The following is a 16,335-nucleotide window of genomic DNA, read 5'->3' as shown; positions in this document are numbered from 1 at the left end:
TGGTTGGTTACCCCCCGAAGGAGACCGGTGACGTCACCCCGGCCGTACGCCACACTTCTCGCCAAAGGTGAGGACCGCAGGCAGCGGATTCTGCTGGCCGCTGAGCATCTGCTGGCCCGGAACGGCTGGCGCAACACCTCGCTTGCGCAGATCGCCCGGATCGCCGGCGTCAGCGCGGCCGGCCTGCTGCACCACTTCGCGTCCAAGGAACAACTGCTGCACGCCGTGCTCGACGCCCGCGACGCCGACGACGACATCCACGCCGACCGCGGCGGCGACCTGATCGAAGAGATCCAGCGGGTGGCCGAACGGTTCACCAGGGCGCCAGAGCTGGTCGGCACGTTCACCGTGCTGCTCGCCGAGAACGTCCAGCCCGAGGCGCCTCTGCACGACCGGATGCTGGAGCGCTACCGCAGCTCGCTGGAGATCGTCGCCGACCTGATTCGGCGCGGCATGGCCGCCGGCCGCTATCGCACAGACCTCGACGCGGACGCCAAGGCCGCGGAGATCATCGCATTTGTCAACGGAATGGAGATGTCATGGCTGCTGGATCCTTCAATACCTCTGACCGACGTGTTCACGGGGTACGCGGAATCGCTGGCGCGAGATTTCGCTCCGCAGGGAGCCGTGCGGTGAACACCGCCGAGTCCGAATCCCGGTACCGGTTCGACGTCGTCGGCGGCAGCGCCACCGACGTGGTCGCCGCAGCCGGCGGATGGCTATACGACCGGGCGGCGGCCGGCTGGGACGTGACCGTGCTGCTGCGCGACGTCGGCGACACCCGGCCGCTGGAGATCCTCGGTGTGCGGGCGCTGGAGCTGGCGTCGGTGCTCAAACAGTGGGAGCAGTGGCCGCACCCGCAGACCATCGCGGTGTGCGCCGAGATGTTCGCGCGCGACGACCGGGTGCGCGACGGAGTGCGCGACGCCCTGGAACACGGCGGCACCGAGGTCATCCTGTGGGGTGCGGTGCCGGCGGAACTGGACTCCGACGTCGACATGCGCGAGCACCGGCTCAGCGCGGCCGCCCGGGTGTTCAAGGCCCAGGCGCTGATGGCGGCCGGCGCAGACCCGGCGGCAGCCACCGCGCGCGTCGAGCTGTTCCGGCGCGGCCCGGCGGAGTGTCCCTCGGTGGCCGCGGACCTGAGCCCGGCCAGCTGAGCTCCGCAACCCGGCGTTGACCGACATCGAGCCTGAGGCACTGTCGCGTTCCCTGGTGCTGGTGACCGACTACCGGGTGCCCGACCCGAGCCGGGTCTGGCCGCTGCTGGAACGCCAGCGCGACGCCCTGGCCCACCTGGGAGCCCGGCACGTACTCGTCTACACCTCGGCGGTCGATCCCGGCCGGGTACTGGCGGTGCTGGCCATCCGCGCCGAGCAGCCGGTGGTCGACATCCTGCGCAACCGGGCGTTCATGCAGTGGTTCGACGCCGTGGGCGTCGACGACATCCCGGCGGTGTTCGCCGGCTCACTGGTGGAACGCATCGCGGTCGGGGACGGTGACCCCAGTCCGACCCAACAATCCGCCGAACCGCCGGAGGCAGTGGTGGCCGCGGTAGCCGAAGTCGCCGACGCCGCGACGCTGATCGCCCACGTGCACGCCACCGCCCACGACTTCGCCGCGGCGGGAATCCGGAAGGTCCTGGTATTCCAGGCTTTCGACAACCCCCGCGAGGTGTTCATGCTGCAGGAGACCACCGAGGAGGTGGCCGCCGCTAGAGCGGGCGCCTGGATCAGCCAACCGGCCTTCTCCGACGACTGGATCACCCGGGCGGGGGTGGGGGTCTATCCGCCGGTGTTCGTCGGCCACCTGGCGCACCTGATGCGCGTCTGATCAGTCGCTGGCCGGCAGCGGCTTGGCTTCTTTGATCGACATCGGCACCGTGCCGATGCTCAACGTGCCCGCGCCGGCCTTGGTGACCAGCACCTCGGCGCCGGCGTCGTCGACGTAGCGCTTGCCCATCACCGCACCCGCGGCGAACTCCGGGTCCAAGCTCGCGTCCCCGCCTGCCGTGTCGGAGTCGAGCGGCACCATCGGGGCACCGCCGGCGCGCAGCTCATCGAGACTGTCGGCGGTCTTGACCACGATCACCTGGGTGTCGCAGACCTGACTCTTCAGGCGGGTACCGGACTTGATCATTGTGCCCCTTCGATATCGGCATTTTGCAGGTCGGAGACGATGTTGCGACGCAGCACCTTGCCGGTCGGCGTCGTCGGCAGTTCGGGGCGGAAGATGATCCGGTCCGGGGTCCGGGACCCGCGCAGCTGCTCTCGAACATACTCTCGCAGGACGGCGGGATCCGGCGACTTCCCGGGCGTGGGGACCACACACGCCACGATGATCTGGCCCCACTCCGGGTCGGGTGCCCCCACCACCGCGACCTGGCTGACCTCGGGGTGTTCGACCAGCACGTCCTCGATCTCGGCGGGGGCGATGTTCTCGCCACCGCGGATGATGGTGTCGTCGGAACGCCCGATGATGAACAGGTAGCCCTCGTCGTCGAGCACGGCCAGGTCGCGGGTGGGGAACCAGCCGTCGGCGTCGAGCACCGATCCGATGCCGGTGTAGGTGCCCGAGACCTGTTCGCCGCGCACGAACAGCTCGCCGGGCTGCCCGGCTGGTACCGGCCGTCCGTCGTCGTCGCGGATCACCACCTCCAGGCCCGGGACCGGCCGGCCCACCGAACCCAGCCGCCTGCGCACCGCCTCGTCGCCGGACTCGTACGCCTCGCGGTGGTCCTCGGGGGTGAGCACCGTGACCGTGGAGCTGGTCTCGGTCAGGCCGTAGGCGTTGACGAAGCCCACCTGCGGCAGCAGGTCCAGGGCCCGACGGACCAGCGGCAGTGCCACTTTCGAACCGCCGTAGGCGAGGTTGCGCAAGGTGGGCAGCGCAGTGGGGTGGGCTTCGAGTTCGGCGACGATGCGCTCCAGCATGGTCGGCACGACGGTGGCGGTGGTGACCCGCTCGCCCGCGACCAGCCGGATCCACTCGGGGGCACTGAACCGCCTCAGGTACACCATCTTTCGGCCGGCATAGAGATTGCTCAGTGCGGCGCCGACGCCGGCGACGTGATAGGGGGGGACGCAGATCAGTGCGGCGTCGGATGCGTCGGCCGAACCGAACTCCACCGTGCCGGTGACATAACTGGTCAGGTTGTTGTGGGTCAGCTCAACGGCTTTGGGTCGCGAGGTGGTGCCGGAGGTGAACAGGATGACTGCGACGTCGTCGGGGTCGGGCCACTGCACGTCGGGTGCGGTGGTACGGGCGGCCGCGCAGAATTCATCCGAATCCATCAGCGCCACACCGACGTCGCCCGCTTCGCTGATCAGGTCGCGGTACTCTTTGTCCACCACGACCAGCGGCGCCGGCAGACGGTCGATCAGCTCGCGCAGCGCCGGGCCGCTGAGCCGGTAGTTCAACGGGGCGAACGGCTGTCCGGCGCGCGCCGCGGAGAACAGCAGCAGCGGCAGCATGTCGCCGCCCATCCCGACATAGGCCACACTGCGCGCCCCGGTGGCGTTGATGACGCCCGCGCCGGCGTCGGCCAGCGCGTTGAGTTCGGCGGTGGTGTGACGGGCGGTCTCGGAGACGACGGCAACCCGGTCGGGGTCGCCGGACATGGCCATCTCCAGCAACAACGAAATGCTCACCGTGCGGCTCCGGTAACCGTCATGAGAACGACATTATCATTTTTCGGTAGTTTCGATACCGTCCGCGTCGGTCTGCTGGGCCTTTTCCGTCGCCTACCCTGACATGCGTCATGATCAGCGTTGTCGACCTCGACGGGGAACCCGACACCGAGCCCGGCGCCGGGATCGTCATCGCGACCGGATCGAGGTTCGACCCCGCCGACCCTCGGCTCGACCGTGCCACCTTCACCCTGACCGAGCGTGACGACACCGATCGTCGGGTGATCCGGGTGCTCTCGGTGCCCCGTGCCCTCGCCGAGATCGAGGCCCACTGCCGGGCCCACCCGCACGCCGCCGCGATCTGCGACGACGTGCTGCGCGCCGTCGACCCCACCGCGCCCGCGTCGGCCGGGGTGACCACCGAGTCGCTGGCCTACTCGACGCTGCAGGGCGGACCGGAATTCGCGCGGTGGCTCGCCGAGCGGGGGCCTGCCGAGGTGCCCGAAACACCCGACCCGGTCCTGATCGACCGCGACGGCGACACCTTGACGCTGCGGTTCAACCGGCCCGGGCGCCACAATGCCTTCAGCAACGCCATGCGCGCCGGACTGCTGGACGGGCTGGCCGTCGCCCGGGCCGACACCTCGATCAGCGAGGTGGTGCTCAGCGGGACCGGACCGTCGTTCTGCAGCGGCGGCGACCTCGCCGAATTCGGCAGGTTCACCGATGTCGCCAGCGCCCATCTGGCGCGCACCCGGTACAGCCCCGCCCTGGCGCTGGACGCACTGACCTCCCGGCTCGGAGCTCGTTGCCGCGCCGAGATCCACGGCCAGGTGCTCGGCAGTGGCCTGGAGATGGCCGCCTACTGCGGGCGGATGACCGCGCACCCCGACACCGTGCTGGGCCTGCCCGAGTTGAGCCTGGGGCTGGTCCCGGGTGCCGGCGGCACCGTCAGCATCACCCGCCGGATCGGGCGGTGGCGCACCGGCTATCTGATCCTGTCCGGGCGCACCATCGATGCGCGCACCGCGCTGCGGTGGGGCCTGGTCGACGAGGTCTCGTGAGCGTGGCATCCGATTGGGGCGCCTCGGGATTGGCCTGGCTGACCGGTGCGCCCGACGGGCCGCCCGACTTCTCCCGCGCCGCGGTGCTGGCACACGCCGGGCAGGTGCTGGGCCGGTTGGGCCTCGGCGTTGATGCCGCATCCCTGTTGGCCGGGCGCGCCGCGCTGCGGGGCTGGACCCGGGCCGGTCGCTGTTCGGCCGGGGGAGCCTCCCGGTTGCTGGCTGCGACGGATGGCTGGTGGGCGCTCACGCTGTCCCGGCCCGACGACGTCGACGCCGTCGGCGCGCTGATCAGCTCCGATCAGCCCGGCGAACCCTGGGCGGCGCTGGCCGGTTGGGCTTCCGACAGGCCGGTGGCCGAGGTGGTGGCCCGGGCCCGGCTGCTTGACATCCCCGCGGCGGCGCTGGGGGAGGCCGCCGCATTACCGGCGGCCATCCGGCCGGCCGGACCGCGCGGACCGGCCCGCGGGCCGCGCGGTGCCCTGGTGGTCGACCTGACCTCGCTGTGGGCCGGACCGTTGTGCGGGCGGCTGCTGGCGCAGGCCGGTGCGACGGTGGTCAAGGTCGAAAGTCCGGCCCGCCCGGACGGCAGCCGTTTGGGACCGCGCGAGTTCTTCGACTGGGTGAACGGCGGAAAGCTGTCCTGCGCGGTCGATTTCGACGCCGATCGGGCCTTTCTTGCCCAGCTGCTGGGTGCCGCCGACGTGGTGCTGGAGGGTTCGCGTCCCGCTGCGCTGGCCCGCCGCGGCCTGGGGCCGTTCGACGTGCCCGCCCGGCCCGGGCGGGTGTGGCTGCAGATCACCGCCCATGCCGACGGGAGTTTCCCCGGGTTCGGCGACGACGCCGCGGTGGCCGGCGGGCTGGTGGGGTTTGACGAGGCGGGCGGGCCGGTGTTCTGCGGCGACGCCATCGCCGATCCGCTGACCGGGATCGAGTCGGCCGTCGCGGTGGTCGATGCGCTGGGGCGCGGCGGCGGTGAGGTGATCGGTGTGTCGCTGGCGTCGGTTGCGGCGGGCTACGCCGCGTTGCCACTGCACTGCGCCGGCGAGCATCCCGTGCTGGCGCCGCAGCGCCCGCGGATCGAGGCCGCCGGCCCGGCGCTGGGCGCCGACAACGCCCGGGTCGGGGAGCTGGTGTCGCGGTGCTGATCCAGCGGGCCAGGACGCTGGACGGCGCGGGCGTCGACATCCGGCTGGGCGAGACCATCACCGAGGTCGCCGAGGCGCTACGGCCGCGCCGCGGCGAAGACGTCTACGACGCCGCCGGCGCCACCGTGCTACCCGGGCTGCACGACCACCATCTGCACCTGCGGTCGGCGGCGGCAGCATGCGAGTCGGTGTGTCTGGGCCCGCCGCAGGTGGGCACTCCTGAGCAGTTCGAGGCTGCGCTGCGGGCCGCCCACGTTGACGACGACGGCTGGGTGCGCGGCTACGGCTACCACGAATCCGTCGCCGGGGAGCTTGATGCCGCACTGCTGGACCGGATTTCACCCGACGTCCCGGTTCGGGTGGCACACCGCAGCGGCGCACTGTGGGTACTCAGCTCCACCGGCTTGGCCCGGCTCGGCATGGCCGGGCCCGCCGACGGCCGATTGCTGCGGGCGCACGGCGATCCGGTGCCGCCGGTGCCGCACCGGGAACCGTCGCTGACCCGGCTGAGTCGCAGGCTGGCCGGCTATGGGGTCACCGGGATCACCGATGCCACACCGGATTTCACGAGCGCTGACATCACCACGTTCGGCGCGGCGCGCCGCCGCGGCGAGCTGCTGCAGCGCCTGCACTGCCTGGCGCCCGCCGGGACCGCCGCGGCGCCCGGCGTCACGCTCGGCCCGGCCAAGATCATTCTCGACGACGCCCGACTGGACCTCGATGAGCTCACTACGGCGTTGTCGCACAACCACTCCCGTGACCACGGCGTGGCCCTGCACTGCGTCACCGACGCGCAGCTCACCGTCGCGATCGCGGCATGGCAGAGCGCCGGGACGCACCGCGACGACCGGATCGAGCACGCCGCGGTGGTGCCCGACGACCGGCTGGCGGACCTGGCCGCGCTCGGCATCACCGTCGTCACCCAGCCCGGCTTCGTCGCCGAACGCGGCGATAGCTACCTGGCCGACATAACTCCGGAAGACCACCATGAGCTATGGCGGCTGGAAACATTGCGCCGCAAAGGGATTCCGGTGGCACTGTCCACCGACACACCGTTCGGTGACGGTGATCCCTGGGCGGCGATGCGCGCCGCGGTGCAGCGGAAGACCCGCGCCGGGGCCGTGCTGGGCGTGGCCGAGGCCGTCACGGCCCGCGAAGCGCTGCAGCTGTTCTGTGGCCGGGCCGACCGCCCCGCGACGCCGCGCACCATCGCACCCGGCGAACCCGGGGACGTGTGCGTGCTGGCCGGCGGGCCCGAGGAGGTGCTGGCCGCGCTCGACGCGGATCTGGTGGCGATGACCGTCGTCGCGGGCGAGGTGGTGCACCAGCGCCCCGGCAGTGTGTAGCCTGTCTATGTACTTTGCGGATCAGGGAAGGCACGGCAATGACGCGTTCGGACAGTGACAAGTGGGACCTGGCCACCAGTGTGGGGGCGACCGCGACCATGGTGGCCGCCCAGCGGGCGCTGGCCAGCTCACGGCCGCAGAAGCTGATCGACGACCCGTTCGCGGCGCCGCTGGTGCGCGCGGTGGGCATCGACTTCTTCACTCGCATGGTCGACGGCCAGGTCGACTACGCCGAAGGCGACGAATTCGACCCCGACAAGATGAGCCACGGCATGGCGGTACGGACCCGGTTCTTCGACCAGCACTTCCTGGCCGCCACCGAGGCCGGCGTCCGTCAAGCGGTGATCCTGGCCTCCGGGCTGGACTCCCGCGCCTACCGGCTGGCCTGGCCGGAGGGCACCGTCGTCTACGAGATCGACATGCCCGAGGTGATCGACTTCAAGACCACGACCCTGGCCGGGCTCGGCGCCGAGCCGACCGCGGAGCGCCGCACGGTCGCCATCGACCTGCGCGACGACTGGCCGAGTGCGCTCAAGGCCGCCGGATTCGACCCGTCCGCGCCCACCGTGTGGAGCGCCGAGGGCCTGCTGGTCTATTTGCAGCCCGACGCCCAGGACGCGCTGTTCGACACCATCACCGGGCTCAGCGCCCCGGGCAGTCGGCTGGCATGCGAGTTCATCCAGGACACCTCGGTGTTCTCCAGCCCGGAGTGGCGCGAGCACCGGGAGAAGCTGTCCGCGCTGGGGATGGAGGTCGAGATCGGCGATCTGGTCTACCACGGCGAGCGCAGCCACATCGTCGAGTACCTGACCGGTGCCGGCTGGACGGTGTCGGGCAGGCAGGTCACCGAGCTCTATCACGATGCCGGCCTGCAGTACGGCGACGATGCCCTGGCGGTGGCGTTCGGGGATCTGACGTATCTGAGCGCGGTGCTGCCGGCCTGAGGCGCGATGTCAACCTACGGACTGCGGATTACAAGTCCGTGGGTTCGGGCCGAATCAGCAGGTGCAGAAGCTCTCGGTTGATGAACAACCGGTCGCGGCCGACCTTGACGTCTTGGAGCAGGCCGGCTTCGGCCAAGGCTCCGAGCCAGGAGGTGGCGGTCGGGCGCGATACCCCGCAGCGCTCCACGACGGTGTTGATCCGGCAGTAGGGCTGTTCGAAGAGGACCGACTGAAACTCAGAGTCTCCGCCGCCCTTGGACACCGCACGTGCCCTTCGTCCGAAGTCTTCTTGTAGCGCACGGATGGCCGCGATCTTTCGAAGAGTGGACCGCGAAGTCCGTTCGACACCGGTCAGGATGTAGAGGACCCACTCTTCCCAGGCGGACTCGGCCGTTACCGAACGAAGGAGTCGGTTGTAGTCGTTCTTCGAGTCGATGAGGTACCGCGACAGATAGAGGACGGGTAACCGGAGCAGGCCGGCGTCCACCAAAATCAACACGTTCAAGATCCGCCCAGTCCGCCCGTTGCCGTCAGAGAACGGGTGGATGGCTTCGAACTGATAGTGCGCAGCTGCCATGCGGACCAGTGGGTCGAGACCGTCCTCACGATGGACGAAGCGTTCCCAATTGCTGAGCTTCTCGGCGACGACGTCACGCCCTTCCGGGGGACTGTAGATGACTTCCGCCGTTGCGGGGTTCGCGATCCGTATGCCGGGAACGGCGCGGATCTTCATCTCGCGACCTTTGATCGCGCTGCAGACGGCGGCGGCGGTTGCGCTGGTCACTCCCCGGTCTTTGGCCAGTTCAAAGCCGATGCGTAGGGCTGTGCGGTAGCGCAGCGTCTCGCGAGTTGCGGAATCAGCACTTTCATCGTTGTCGAGGTGCCGGAACAATTCGTCCGTCGTCGTGACGATGTTCTCGATCTCCGAGCTTGCCTGCGCTTCCAGGACGGGAAGCGAGTTGATCAGAACCGTCGGGTCAGGGATCGAGACGGCGGCCTGATCCAGCTGGGCCAAAGCCTTATTCGCGCTGATCGCAGCCCTGAGGACGGGGCGTGTCTCGAGCTCGTCGGCGTGTGGAGGCGGTGGCAGTTCGTTGTAAGGACGATCCGGTCGCCAGCTGGTCATGGAGTTCTACGATCCCAGCCCGATGGGTCATATGTAAAGTTTCCACGGAAAAATTTACATATCCGGGTCATATGCGAAGTTGGTTTGCATATCTCCGGACGTCGCAGGTCCGGTCGGCCTCGGGCGCGAATCGGCCGATATGAAAAGCATCACATCGGCCGGGTTGGGTGCCGGGCGGCTAGGCCGCCGCACCGGCGATGCCTGAAGTGCCCCCACCAGGGCTCGAACCTGGGACCTGCGGATTAAAAGTCCGTAGCTCTACCAACTGAGCTATAGGGGCCGCGCCGGAACAGGATACTGCCTCCCCGATCCGGCCCGAGCGGGGGCGCGTTTGAGGATTGGGCCCACCGTGCCCTAAGCTAGCCAAGCTCCCAACGTGAAACGTTGCGAGTGCCTCGGAGAGATTCGGTTCTGGCCCCCATCGTCTAGTGGCCTAGGACGCCGCCCTTTCACGGCGGTAGCACGGGTTCGAATCCCGTTGGGGGTACTCGCATCGCGTGACGGCGGAGCGAACAGCAAGGCCCTGTGGCGCAGTTGGTTAGCGCGCCGCCCTGTCACGGCGGAGGTCGCGGGTTCAAGTCCCGTCAGGGTCGCTTTACGCGGCGAGGCACCTGGTGCCTTCCGGCCAGGTAGCTCAGTTGGTACGAGCGTCCGCCTGAAAAGCGGAAGGTCGCCGGTTCGATCCCGGCCCTGGCCACTTGGTTTGACCTGCATAGACACGGTTCATGCACTCGGTTGTCGGTTTGATTCGTCCGGTTCTTGTCCGGTCTTCGGTGTCTGAATCTCGCTCGCGTGAAGCTGATCGAGGTTCGTTGCCACCTGATCCAGCTCGTCGGCGTAGAGGTCGCTGTAGATGTTCGCGGTGACGGTCGGTGTTGAATGGCCCATGGTTTTCTGCACGTAGCGCAGATCCGCGCCGGATTTTCTGGCCAGGCTGGCGTAGGTATGGCGTAGATCATGGATGGTCAGCGGTACCAGCCCGGTCTTGGTGAGTGCCTTGTTCCAGTGCGTATGCCGGCGCCAATTGTTCGATCGCAGCATTGCTCCGTTCGGTGAGGTGACGGCGGGTTCGTCGGGTTCCCGCCCGGTGATGCGCCCCTTGAAGATGTCGATGACGACCTGGGGGAGCGGGATGGTCCGGATGCCGGCGCGGGTCTTCGGCGGTCCGATAACTATGCGGCCTTCAACCTCGGGCGCGGCCCGGCGGACGTAGAGGCGTCGGGCGGTGAGGTCGATGTCCTTGACGCGGAGGCCGACGAGTTCGGACCAGCGCAGCCCGGTGTAGGCCAGGATGGTCACGACGTCGCCCTGATCCCCGCACGCGGCGGCGAGTGTTTGGACTTCCTGCGTGGTGAGGTAGCGGTGACGTTCCCGCTCCGGAATGCGGCCCGCTGAGACGCCGGTGGCGGGATTGCGGTGGATACGGCCGTCCTGGTGGGCGACGTCGAGGATCGACCGCAGTAGCCGCAGCGTGGACACCTTCGCCCACGGGCCGACGCTCAACCCGTCCACGAACGTTTGGACAGCGGCGCGGGTGATCTCGTCGGCCGGCACATGGCCGAAGCGCGGCGCGATCCGCAGTTCCCAGTGCTGGGCGTATCCGCTCCAGGTCTTCGGTGACACCGCGGGCTTCTTGGAGTCCGCGAACTGCGTCCAAATCCGGTTCAGCGGTGTGCGGCCGAGGCGGGGATCGAAGCGGCGGGCGCCGAGCGCGGCTTCGTTGTCGCGTTCGGATTTGAACGCCTTCGCCTCACGCAGCGTCGGGAACGTGGCTGACGTCTCCACCCAGCCGGAGGGCGTCTGCGGATCGCGGACCAGGTAGCGCACTTGGTAGCGGGGCTCCCCGGCGGCGTTGAGGCGCTTGCGGATGCCGCGTGGGGTGTTGCCGGCCATTACCGCCGCACCTGTTTCAGCCAGGCCCGGACCTCAGCACAGTCCCAGCGGCGCACCCGCTCCGAGAGTGTGTAGCAGGGCGGTCCGATCTGCTCACCGGTGGTTTCGCGCAGTGCAGCCCAGCGGTTGAGGGTTGCAGCGGAGACGCCAAGTAATGCCGATACTTGCTCGGCGGTGAGTAACTCGGGGAACGTGCCGGCGGTGACGAGGGCATCCCGCAGGCCATGAGTAATCGTCATCTCTCACCTCGTGGCCTGGCACCGGATGGCGTCGAACCAGGCGCGCGTAAACGGCAGCCCGGCGGCGGTGTCGGATTCGCCGCAGACGATTCCCCACAGGGTGAACGCCCAGGTGGAAAGGGCGGAGTCGGTCGTCTCACCGCGGCCGTGCAGTTCAGCCTGGTCATCCAGGACCAGCGCGACACCGAGGACTTCGCCGCTGGACCAGCGATGGCGGTACTGGTCCCATCCGCATCGGCGAACCAGCGCGGCACGCTGTCGAAGATCGTCGGCGCGCCGGGCCAACCGTTCCCGGTCAGGCGGTTCGACGAGGGGCAGGCTGTCGATCATTGCGCTGCCTTTCGCCCCGAAGTACGACCGTACTGCTTTGCAATGGCACGGATTTGATCGTCAGTCCAGAAATCCGATCGCACCTTGGTCACCTGGCCGTCCACGGCGACGACGTAGCCGGTGCCCGGTGCATCGGGGCTGATCCGATGTGCAGGTGCGGCGTCGGCCATCCCGTCGCCGAGCACCATCGCGACCTCGTCGCGAGACCGCAGCCGGAGTGCGATGGTTTGGGTAAAGAGGCCGCGCATCGGCAGGACTTCCTTGCGTGGGTCTTGCAGGAACGCGGCCACCACGATCCCCAGGGCGCGGCCCTTGGTCAGAATCCGCGACAGCGATGCTGAGGCTTCTTTACGGAGAGCAGGGTCGCTCATGTACGCGGTGACTCCGGCCAGCTCGTCGATCAGCAACACCGTCAGCGGAGCCGATGCAGTCGGTGTGTGATCGCGTACGCGGCCCGCCATCGCAGTACCGCGTTTATCCATCAACTGTTCCAGTGCGGCAAGAGTTTTCACGGCATCGGATTCGGTGGTTGCGATCTTGGTGAACAACGCTGAGCCAACCGACAACTCGATGCCGTATTTGAGATCGATTCCCACCAGTCGGACCACGCCGGCGGCCACCGCGGGGCCAAGTCCGCCGGCGATACCCCAGAAGACGGAACCTTTACCTGCGCCGGAGCAACCCACGGTCAGGGTGTGCCGGCCGCTCAGTGGAAGAGTCCAGGCGGAGCCGTTCTCGCACCGCCCCAGCCTGACTCGTGCTGTGGTGACCGTCGTCGTCGGCGCCGCGTTGCCGACTGTGGATAGCTGCTCGCGCATGACCAAGTCGATCCGAATGGTGCCGGGCGAGACCACAACCGAACGTGCCGAGTGGGCACGCGCGGCGTCACGAATCGCCGGAACGGCCCTCTCCAGGTCATCGACGGTCTGGCCCATCCTGGCCCGCACCGTCAGACGCAGGCTGCTGGGGGTCACCTCCGTTCCCACCAGCTTCGGATGGAACCAGCGGATTGAGGTCACCTGGCGTCCTTCGCGATCGCGATGAGTGACCTGTTCGGAGGCTGACAGGCCGCAACGCTTGCAGAGGCGCTGCCACGACATGTGTGCCCAAAGCCGCCAACGAATGAGGCGGGCAGGTCCCGCGAACTGTTCTTCGTAGGATTCCGGTGAGCTCAACCGCCAGTAGATCAAGGCGGAACCGGCGATCATCACGATGACCGCGACCCACATGACGAGATTCGTCACCAGGTGCAGGAGATGGTCGAGCCGCAGCGGTGTGTCTGGATCGACGGGTGCGAACGGGTCGGGGTTCATGCTGACGCCTTAGCCGTGTTGGCCGCAGTGGAGGTCTTGGTCGGCGCTGTCATTCCCGAAGCTCGGAAGGACCAAGCGATCCGCGAGAAATCGCCCGACCGCTCGATGTACGGCAGGGCCATCAGACCTTCGAACACCACAGGGGTAAACGGCGTTCCGCTGGTGTTGGCCGGTGCAGTCGGCTGTGTTTGGGCGGCGAACTTGACGGTCACGGTTCGGCTGCGCTTCGGTGCCGCGGGATCGCCGTCGAGCACTTCGACCTGCCACATCGGCACACCGGTATCGCGGTCGGTCGCCTGGACGCGGTTGTCACCGGCGGACTTGTCGAAATCAATCATCGGCGTCACCTCGGACACCAGGTACGCGCCGAGTGAAAACACCTGATCGTTGCCGATCTGGAGCCATTTGCGGATGGACATTGCGGAAACCTTTCGACGAGATCGACTAGATGACTATCGACCCTAGTTGCCTAGGGGAGTTTGTCAAGGGTAGTGCGGTGATTGGTTGTCTCGCGAAGTCTCAGCGGGCCGAGAAGCCGTATTCGAGCAGGTAGGCGGGTGCTGCCTTGACTGTGTCGCATACTTCGACAGCGACGTCGTCGGTGTCGAAAGCCGTTCGGACCACGGTCAGCACCGGCACGCCGGCCGCGAGTTGCAGGACTCGGCGCTCTTCAGGGGTGGGCATCCGCGCGCCAACCTCTTCGGTGAATCGGGCAAGCGTGTGGCCGGCTTCCTCAAGCCGCGCGTAGATGCCACCAGGCCCGGTGTCGACTTGCTCAATTTTCGTATCGCGGGCGAATGCGGCAGGAATGTAGGAGACCGCCGTCTCAACTGGCCGGCCATCGGCGAGGTAACGCCGTGATCGCACCACAACTTCGTCGCCTTCCGATAATCGGAGGCGTTCGGCTACAGCCGGGTTCGGCGTCTCACGCGTCACCGCGATGTTGTCGACCTGTGGTGTGTAACCCGATTTCTCTGCCTCGACGGTGAACGCTGCCTTGCCCTCGGCTCGATGTCGCCGCGCGAACCGATCGGATGCAAGTCGGCGGATCGGGGGCGCGGGGCGGACAAACACTCCGCGACCGTGCTCGGAGACCACCAGGCCCTCCGAACGCAGCTCCTGTACGGCCTGGCGGACAGTCATGCGGGCTACCCCGAAGTGCCCGCTTAACGCGGCTTCGGACGGTACGCGTTCTCCTGCGGTGAGCTGGCCAGAGTTGATCGCCTCGCGCAGCATTCCGGCGATCTGTCGATACGGCGGTTTGTCGTCCGCCCGGTCGATCTGGCCAAGTTGCAGCACCTACGAGCCTTCCCTTGCATGTCTAGACGACTAGTGTAAGGAGTCAACACGACCCTGTCACTATCGGAGGTCGGCCGGAGAATGGAGTCTCGCATGGCAACCACGCCGAAGCATTCGGTCAGCGTCGCCGGCATCGTGGTCCGCGGCGACGGCCGCGTCCTGGTCATCAAACGCGATGACAACGGCCATTGGGAAGCCCCCGGCGGTGTCCTCGAACTCGATGAGTCATTCGAGGACGGCGTACGGCGCGAGGTGCTGGAAGAAACCGGACTTGCGGTGACGGTCGAGCGGCTCACCGGCGTCTACAAGAACCTAACCCACGGAATCGTCGCTCTGGTGTACCGCTGCCGATCGCTTGGTGGCGCACCTCATGTGACCGATGAGGCTCGTGAAATCCGTTGGGTAACAACCGGAGACGTACAGAGAATGATGACGCCCGCATTTGGGATACGTGTATTGGATGCGTTCGAAGAGCTGCCGCAGTCGCGAGTGCATGACGGGATCAATCTCATGTAGGCGAGGGCGTACCGGTTTATGCTTCGTAGGTCTCTCCGCGGACCGGGCGGCGCAGAGGTTCGTTGGTCAGTTCGCTGCAGTGGGATCTCTCGGCTTCGTCCCCGAGTGGAAGGTTGGCTTGATGACGAGTATGTTATTCGGTCCGTGGAGCGGCAATGGTTACAAGGCGGTATTCTTGCCGCGCTTGTAATTTCATCCGGAAACGTAGGTTAGGGAGACAATGTGGCTGGATGCGTTGAATGTGGTTTTGATTACGAGCTAGTCGTAGATGACTTTGCTGCAGCAGCGACTCCGCTAATCGATGCCTACGTTGGCCTGCTTCAGGCTGCCAGTGCGACCTCCCTTCAACTTCGACCTTCTCCGAGCGTGTGGTCGCCGCTGGAGTATGCATGTCACGTCCGCGATCTATTGTATGTGCAGCGCGAAAGGGTTTTGGCCGCTCGCCGTCGGGACCGGCCCGTCGCGGAATCGATGGGGCGTGATGAGAGGGTTGAGCACGACGGCTATAACGACCAACGCCCCGGTGATGTCGCGCGAGAACTCCATGACTCAGCGCTGTTATTATCGAATGTTTTTCGCAGACTGTCGGCTGCCGACTGGGATCGAACAATCATCTATCCCTATCCGTACCCAGACCCGGAGCCGGGAGAGCGTTCGCTTCGCTGGGTTGCTACCCACACGCTCCATGAGCTGCATCACCATTTGATAGATGTTCGCCGCCAGATGTGATGCCGAATGTAACTCGTTTCCGGTTGCATTTAATTTTCGCTCATTGTCCGGCCTGTTCCGTGCTTAGTGTGGGCGGTGTCCCCAGGCCGCTAAAAATCCTGGTCCGAGATCGAAGAATTCAGGATCGGCCAGTAGGTGTTGCGCCCGGTCGATCTCTTCATTCCCGATCAACTTGGCATTGAGCAGCCGAGGTCGAACTGCTTCCAGGGTGAGACTCCAGAATTTAGCGAATGGAGTGCCGCCCTGCACCGTGGGCACCATCGCCGAAACTCCGATATCACGAAATCCCCGCCGCTGCAGCGGCTCCGGAAATCTGCGAGCCCACTCATAGTCGGTGCCGGTCAGTGCAACCATGTCGATATACGCTTCGATCGCCGTACGGAAAATCAGGTTGTGGCTGCTGGCCAGGGGGAACGATGCGCAGTCCACGACCACCAAGCAGCCGCCAGGCGCCAACCACGAACTGATCCGGTCGAGGACATGCTCACGGTGTGCGATGTGCTCGAGGACCGCCCGAATGTGGATGATATCGAAGGAGCCCGCCGGAAACTCGTCGGTAAGCACATTGTGTTGAAGCACTTGGATTCCCGCATCCGCGAGCGGCCCAAGCAGCCGGGTGTCAATGTCGGTGGTGGTAACTAGCGTCGGATCACCGGCCTCGCGCGCGAGCCAACTAGCAATAGACCCGGATCCGGCTCCGATCTGAGGAATTGTCAATACCTGTGGATCGGGGTGTTTCAGGCGACCTCCGTTTCGGTT

The 16,335-nt window shown here is 67.0% G+C and carries 19 protein-coding genes and 4 tRNA genes; 12 read left to right on the top strand and 11 right to left on the bottom strand.

The window, feature by feature from the left end:
- Positions 1-27: 27 nt before the first annotated feature.
- From K6T84_RS06885 to K6T84_RS06875, 3 genes are read left to right on the top strand one after another with little or no spacing between them, the layout of a single operon-like run.
- Positions 28-636: a TetR/AcrR family transcriptional regulator gene (locus tag K6T84_RS06885; RefSeq protein ID WP_225398550.1), complete on the top strand. Its 609-nt coding sequence runs from the start codon at positions 28-30 to the stop codon at positions 634-636.
- Entirely contained in the window at positions 633-1,160 is a 528-nt protein-coding gene (locus K6T84_RS06880) for a hypothetical protein (RefSeq protein ID WP_224864529.1), read from the top strand. Before K6T84_RS06885 ends, K6T84_RS06880 begins: the two co-directional genes overlap by 4 nt.
- Before the next feature lie 16 nt (positions 1,161-1,176).
- Positions 1,177-1,833, top strand: coding sequence for a fatty-acid--CoA ligase (locus tag K6T84_RS06875; RefSeq protein WP_225398551.1), 657 nt, complete (start codon positions 1,177-1,179; stop codon positions 1,831-1,833).
- Here the strand turns inward: K6T84_RS06875 and K6T84_RS06870 are convergent, their stop codons facing one another.
- Positions 1,834-2,139: a hypothetical protein gene (locus K6T84_RS06870; RefSeq protein ID WP_224864531.1), complete on the bottom strand. Its 306-nt coding sequence runs from the start codon at positions 2,137-2,139 to the stop codon at positions 1,834-1,836. It lies immediately after the preceding gene.
- Positions 2,136-3,650, bottom strand: coding sequence for a class I adenylate-forming enzyme family protein (locus tag K6T84_RS06865; RefSeq protein ID WP_225398552.1), 1,515 nt, complete (start codon positions 3,648-3,650; stop codon positions 2,136-2,138). Before K6T84_RS06865 ends, K6T84_RS06870 begins: the two co-directional genes overlap by 4 nt.
- Positions 3,651-3,760: 110 nt before the next feature.
- Between K6T84_RS06865 and K6T84_RS06860 the strand changes: the two genes are divergently transcribed.
- Genes K6T84_RS06860 through K6T84_RS06845 form a run of 4 tightly spaced genes read left to right on the top strand, consistent with a single transcriptional unit; the run spans position 3,761 to position 8,131 of the window.
- Complete coding sequence (locus tag K6T84_RS06860; RefSeq protein WP_225398553.1) at positions 3,761-4,693, top strand: enoyl-CoA hydratase/isomerase family protein; 933 nt, start codon at positions 3,761-3,763, stop codon at positions 4,691-4,693.
- Complete coding sequence (locus tag K6T84_RS06855; protein ID WP_225401414.1) at positions 4,690-5,841, top strand: CoA transferase; 1,152 nt, start codon at positions 4,690-4,692, stop codon at positions 5,839-5,841. The genes K6T84_RS06860 and K6T84_RS06855 overlap by 4 nt, the downstream gene beginning before the upstream one ends.
- A complete protein-coding gene (locus tag K6T84_RS06850; protein ID WP_225401415.1) occupies positions 5,835-7,187 on the top strand; it encodes an amidohydrolase family protein in 1,353 nt (450 codons plus the stop codon). The genes K6T84_RS06855 and K6T84_RS06850 overlap by 7 nt, the downstream gene beginning before the upstream one ends.
- Positions 7,188-7,225: 38 nt before the next feature.
- On the top strand, positions 7,226-8,131 hold the full coding sequence (locus tag K6T84_RS06845) for a class I SAM-dependent methyltransferase (RefSeq protein WP_224864536.1): 906 nt from the start codon (positions 7,226-7,228) through the stop codon (positions 8,129-8,131).
- A gap of 28 nt (positions 8,132-8,159) precedes the next feature.
- On the opposite strand, the gene K6T84_RS06840 is transcribed toward K6T84_RS06845, so the two are convergent.
- Both K6T84_RS06840 and K6T84_RS06835 read right to left on the bottom strand, forming a co-directional pair.
- Positions 8,160-9,257 (bottom strand): Fic family protein, encoded by a 1,098-nt coding sequence (locus K6T84_RS06840; protein WP_225401416.1) that lies wholly within the window; start codon positions 9,255-9,257, stop codon positions 8,160-8,162.
- A gap of 207 nt (positions 9,258-9,464) precedes the next feature.
- A tRNA-Lys gene (locus tag K6T84_RS06835) sits at positions 9,465-9,537 on the bottom strand.
- Between the two features lie 134 nt (positions 9,538-9,671).
- On the opposite strand from K6T84_RS06835, the gene K6T84_RS06830 reads away from it, so the two are divergent.
- The 3 genes from K6T84_RS06830 to K6T84_RS06820 all read left to right on the top strand — a co-directional run bounded on the left by K6T84_RS06830 (position 9,672) and on the right by K6T84_RS06820 (position 9,954).
- A tRNA-Glu gene (locus K6T84_RS06830) sits at positions 9,672-9,744 on the top strand.
- A gap of 32 nt (positions 9,745-9,776) precedes the next feature.
- Positions 9,777-9,850, top strand: a tRNA-Asp gene (locus tag K6T84_RS06825).
- A gap of 30 nt (positions 9,851-9,880) precedes the next feature.
- A tRNA-Phe gene (locus tag K6T84_RS06820) sits at positions 9,881-9,954 on the top strand.
- Between the two features lie 26 nt (positions 9,955-9,980).
- On the opposite strand, the gene K6T84_RS06815 is transcribed toward K6T84_RS06820, so the two are convergent.
- The 6 genes from K6T84_RS06815 to K6T84_RS06790 all read right to left on the bottom strand — a co-directional run bounded on the left by K6T84_RS06815 (position 9,981) and on the right by K6T84_RS06790 (position 14,331).
- Complete coding sequence (locus K6T84_RS06815; protein ID WP_225401417.1) at positions 9,981-11,150, bottom strand: site-specific integrase; 1,170 nt, start codon at positions 11,148-11,150, stop codon at positions 9,981-9,983.
- Complete coding sequence (locus K6T84_RS06810) at positions 11,150-11,389, bottom strand: helix-turn-helix transcriptional regulator (RefSeq protein WP_225401418.1); 240 nt, start codon at positions 11,387-11,389, stop codon at positions 11,150-11,152. Before K6T84_RS06810 ends, K6T84_RS06815 begins: the two co-directional genes overlap by 1 nt.
- A gap of 3 nt (positions 11,390-11,392) precedes the next feature.
- On the bottom strand, positions 11,393-11,719 hold the full coding sequence (locus K6T84_RS06805; protein WP_225401419.1) for a hypothetical protein: 327 nt from the start codon (positions 11,717-11,719) through the stop codon (positions 11,393-11,395).
- Entirely contained in the window at positions 11,716-13,032 is a 1,317-nt protein-coding gene (locus tag K6T84_RS06800; protein WP_225401420.1) for an FtsK/SpoIIIE domain-containing protein, read from the bottom strand. Before K6T84_RS06800 ends, K6T84_RS06805 begins: the two co-directional genes overlap by 4 nt.
- On the bottom strand, positions 13,029-13,451 hold the full coding sequence (locus K6T84_RS06795; RefSeq protein ID WP_225401421.1) for a plasmid replication, integration and excision activator: 423 nt from the start codon (positions 13,449-13,451) through the stop codon (positions 13,029-13,031). The genes K6T84_RS06800 and K6T84_RS06795 overlap by 4 nt, the downstream gene beginning before the upstream one ends.
- 100 nt (positions 13,452-13,551) lie before the next feature.
- Positions 13,552-14,331: a GntR family transcriptional regulator gene (locus K6T84_RS06790; protein ID WP_225401422.1), complete on the bottom strand. Its 780-nt coding sequence runs from the start codon at positions 14,329-14,331 to the stop codon at positions 13,552-13,554.
- A gap of 93 nt (positions 14,332-14,424) precedes the next feature.
- Here K6T84_RS06790 and K6T84_RS06785 point away from each other — a divergent pair, with 93 nt between their 5' ends.
- The gene (locus K6T84_RS06785) at positions 14,425-14,847 is read left to right on the top strand and encodes an NUDIX hydrolase (protein WP_225401423.1); all 423 of its coding nucleotides are present in this window, start codon (positions 14,425-14,427) and stop codon (positions 14,845-14,847) included.
- Positions 14,848-15,144: 297 nt separating this feature from the next.
- A complete protein-coding gene (locus K6T84_RS06780; protein WP_225401959.1) occupies positions 15,145-15,576 on the top strand; it encodes a DinB family protein in 432 nt (143 codons plus the stop codon).
- A gap of 63 nt (positions 15,577-15,639) precedes the next feature.
- Here the strand turns inward: K6T84_RS06780 and K6T84_RS06775 are convergent.
- A partial coding sequence (locus K6T84_RS06775; protein WP_329786661.1) for a class I SAM-dependent methyltransferase occupies positions 15,640-16,335 on the bottom strand: 696 nt, incomplete at its 5' end.

It is taken from the genome of Mycobacterium zoologicum, assembly GCF_020181635.2.
Lineage (GTDB): Bacteria > Actinomycetota > Actinomycetes > Mycobacteriales > Mycobacteriaceae > Mycobacterium > Mycobacterium zoologicum.
This window is presented reverse-complemented; position numbering and strand designations above follow the sequence as displayed.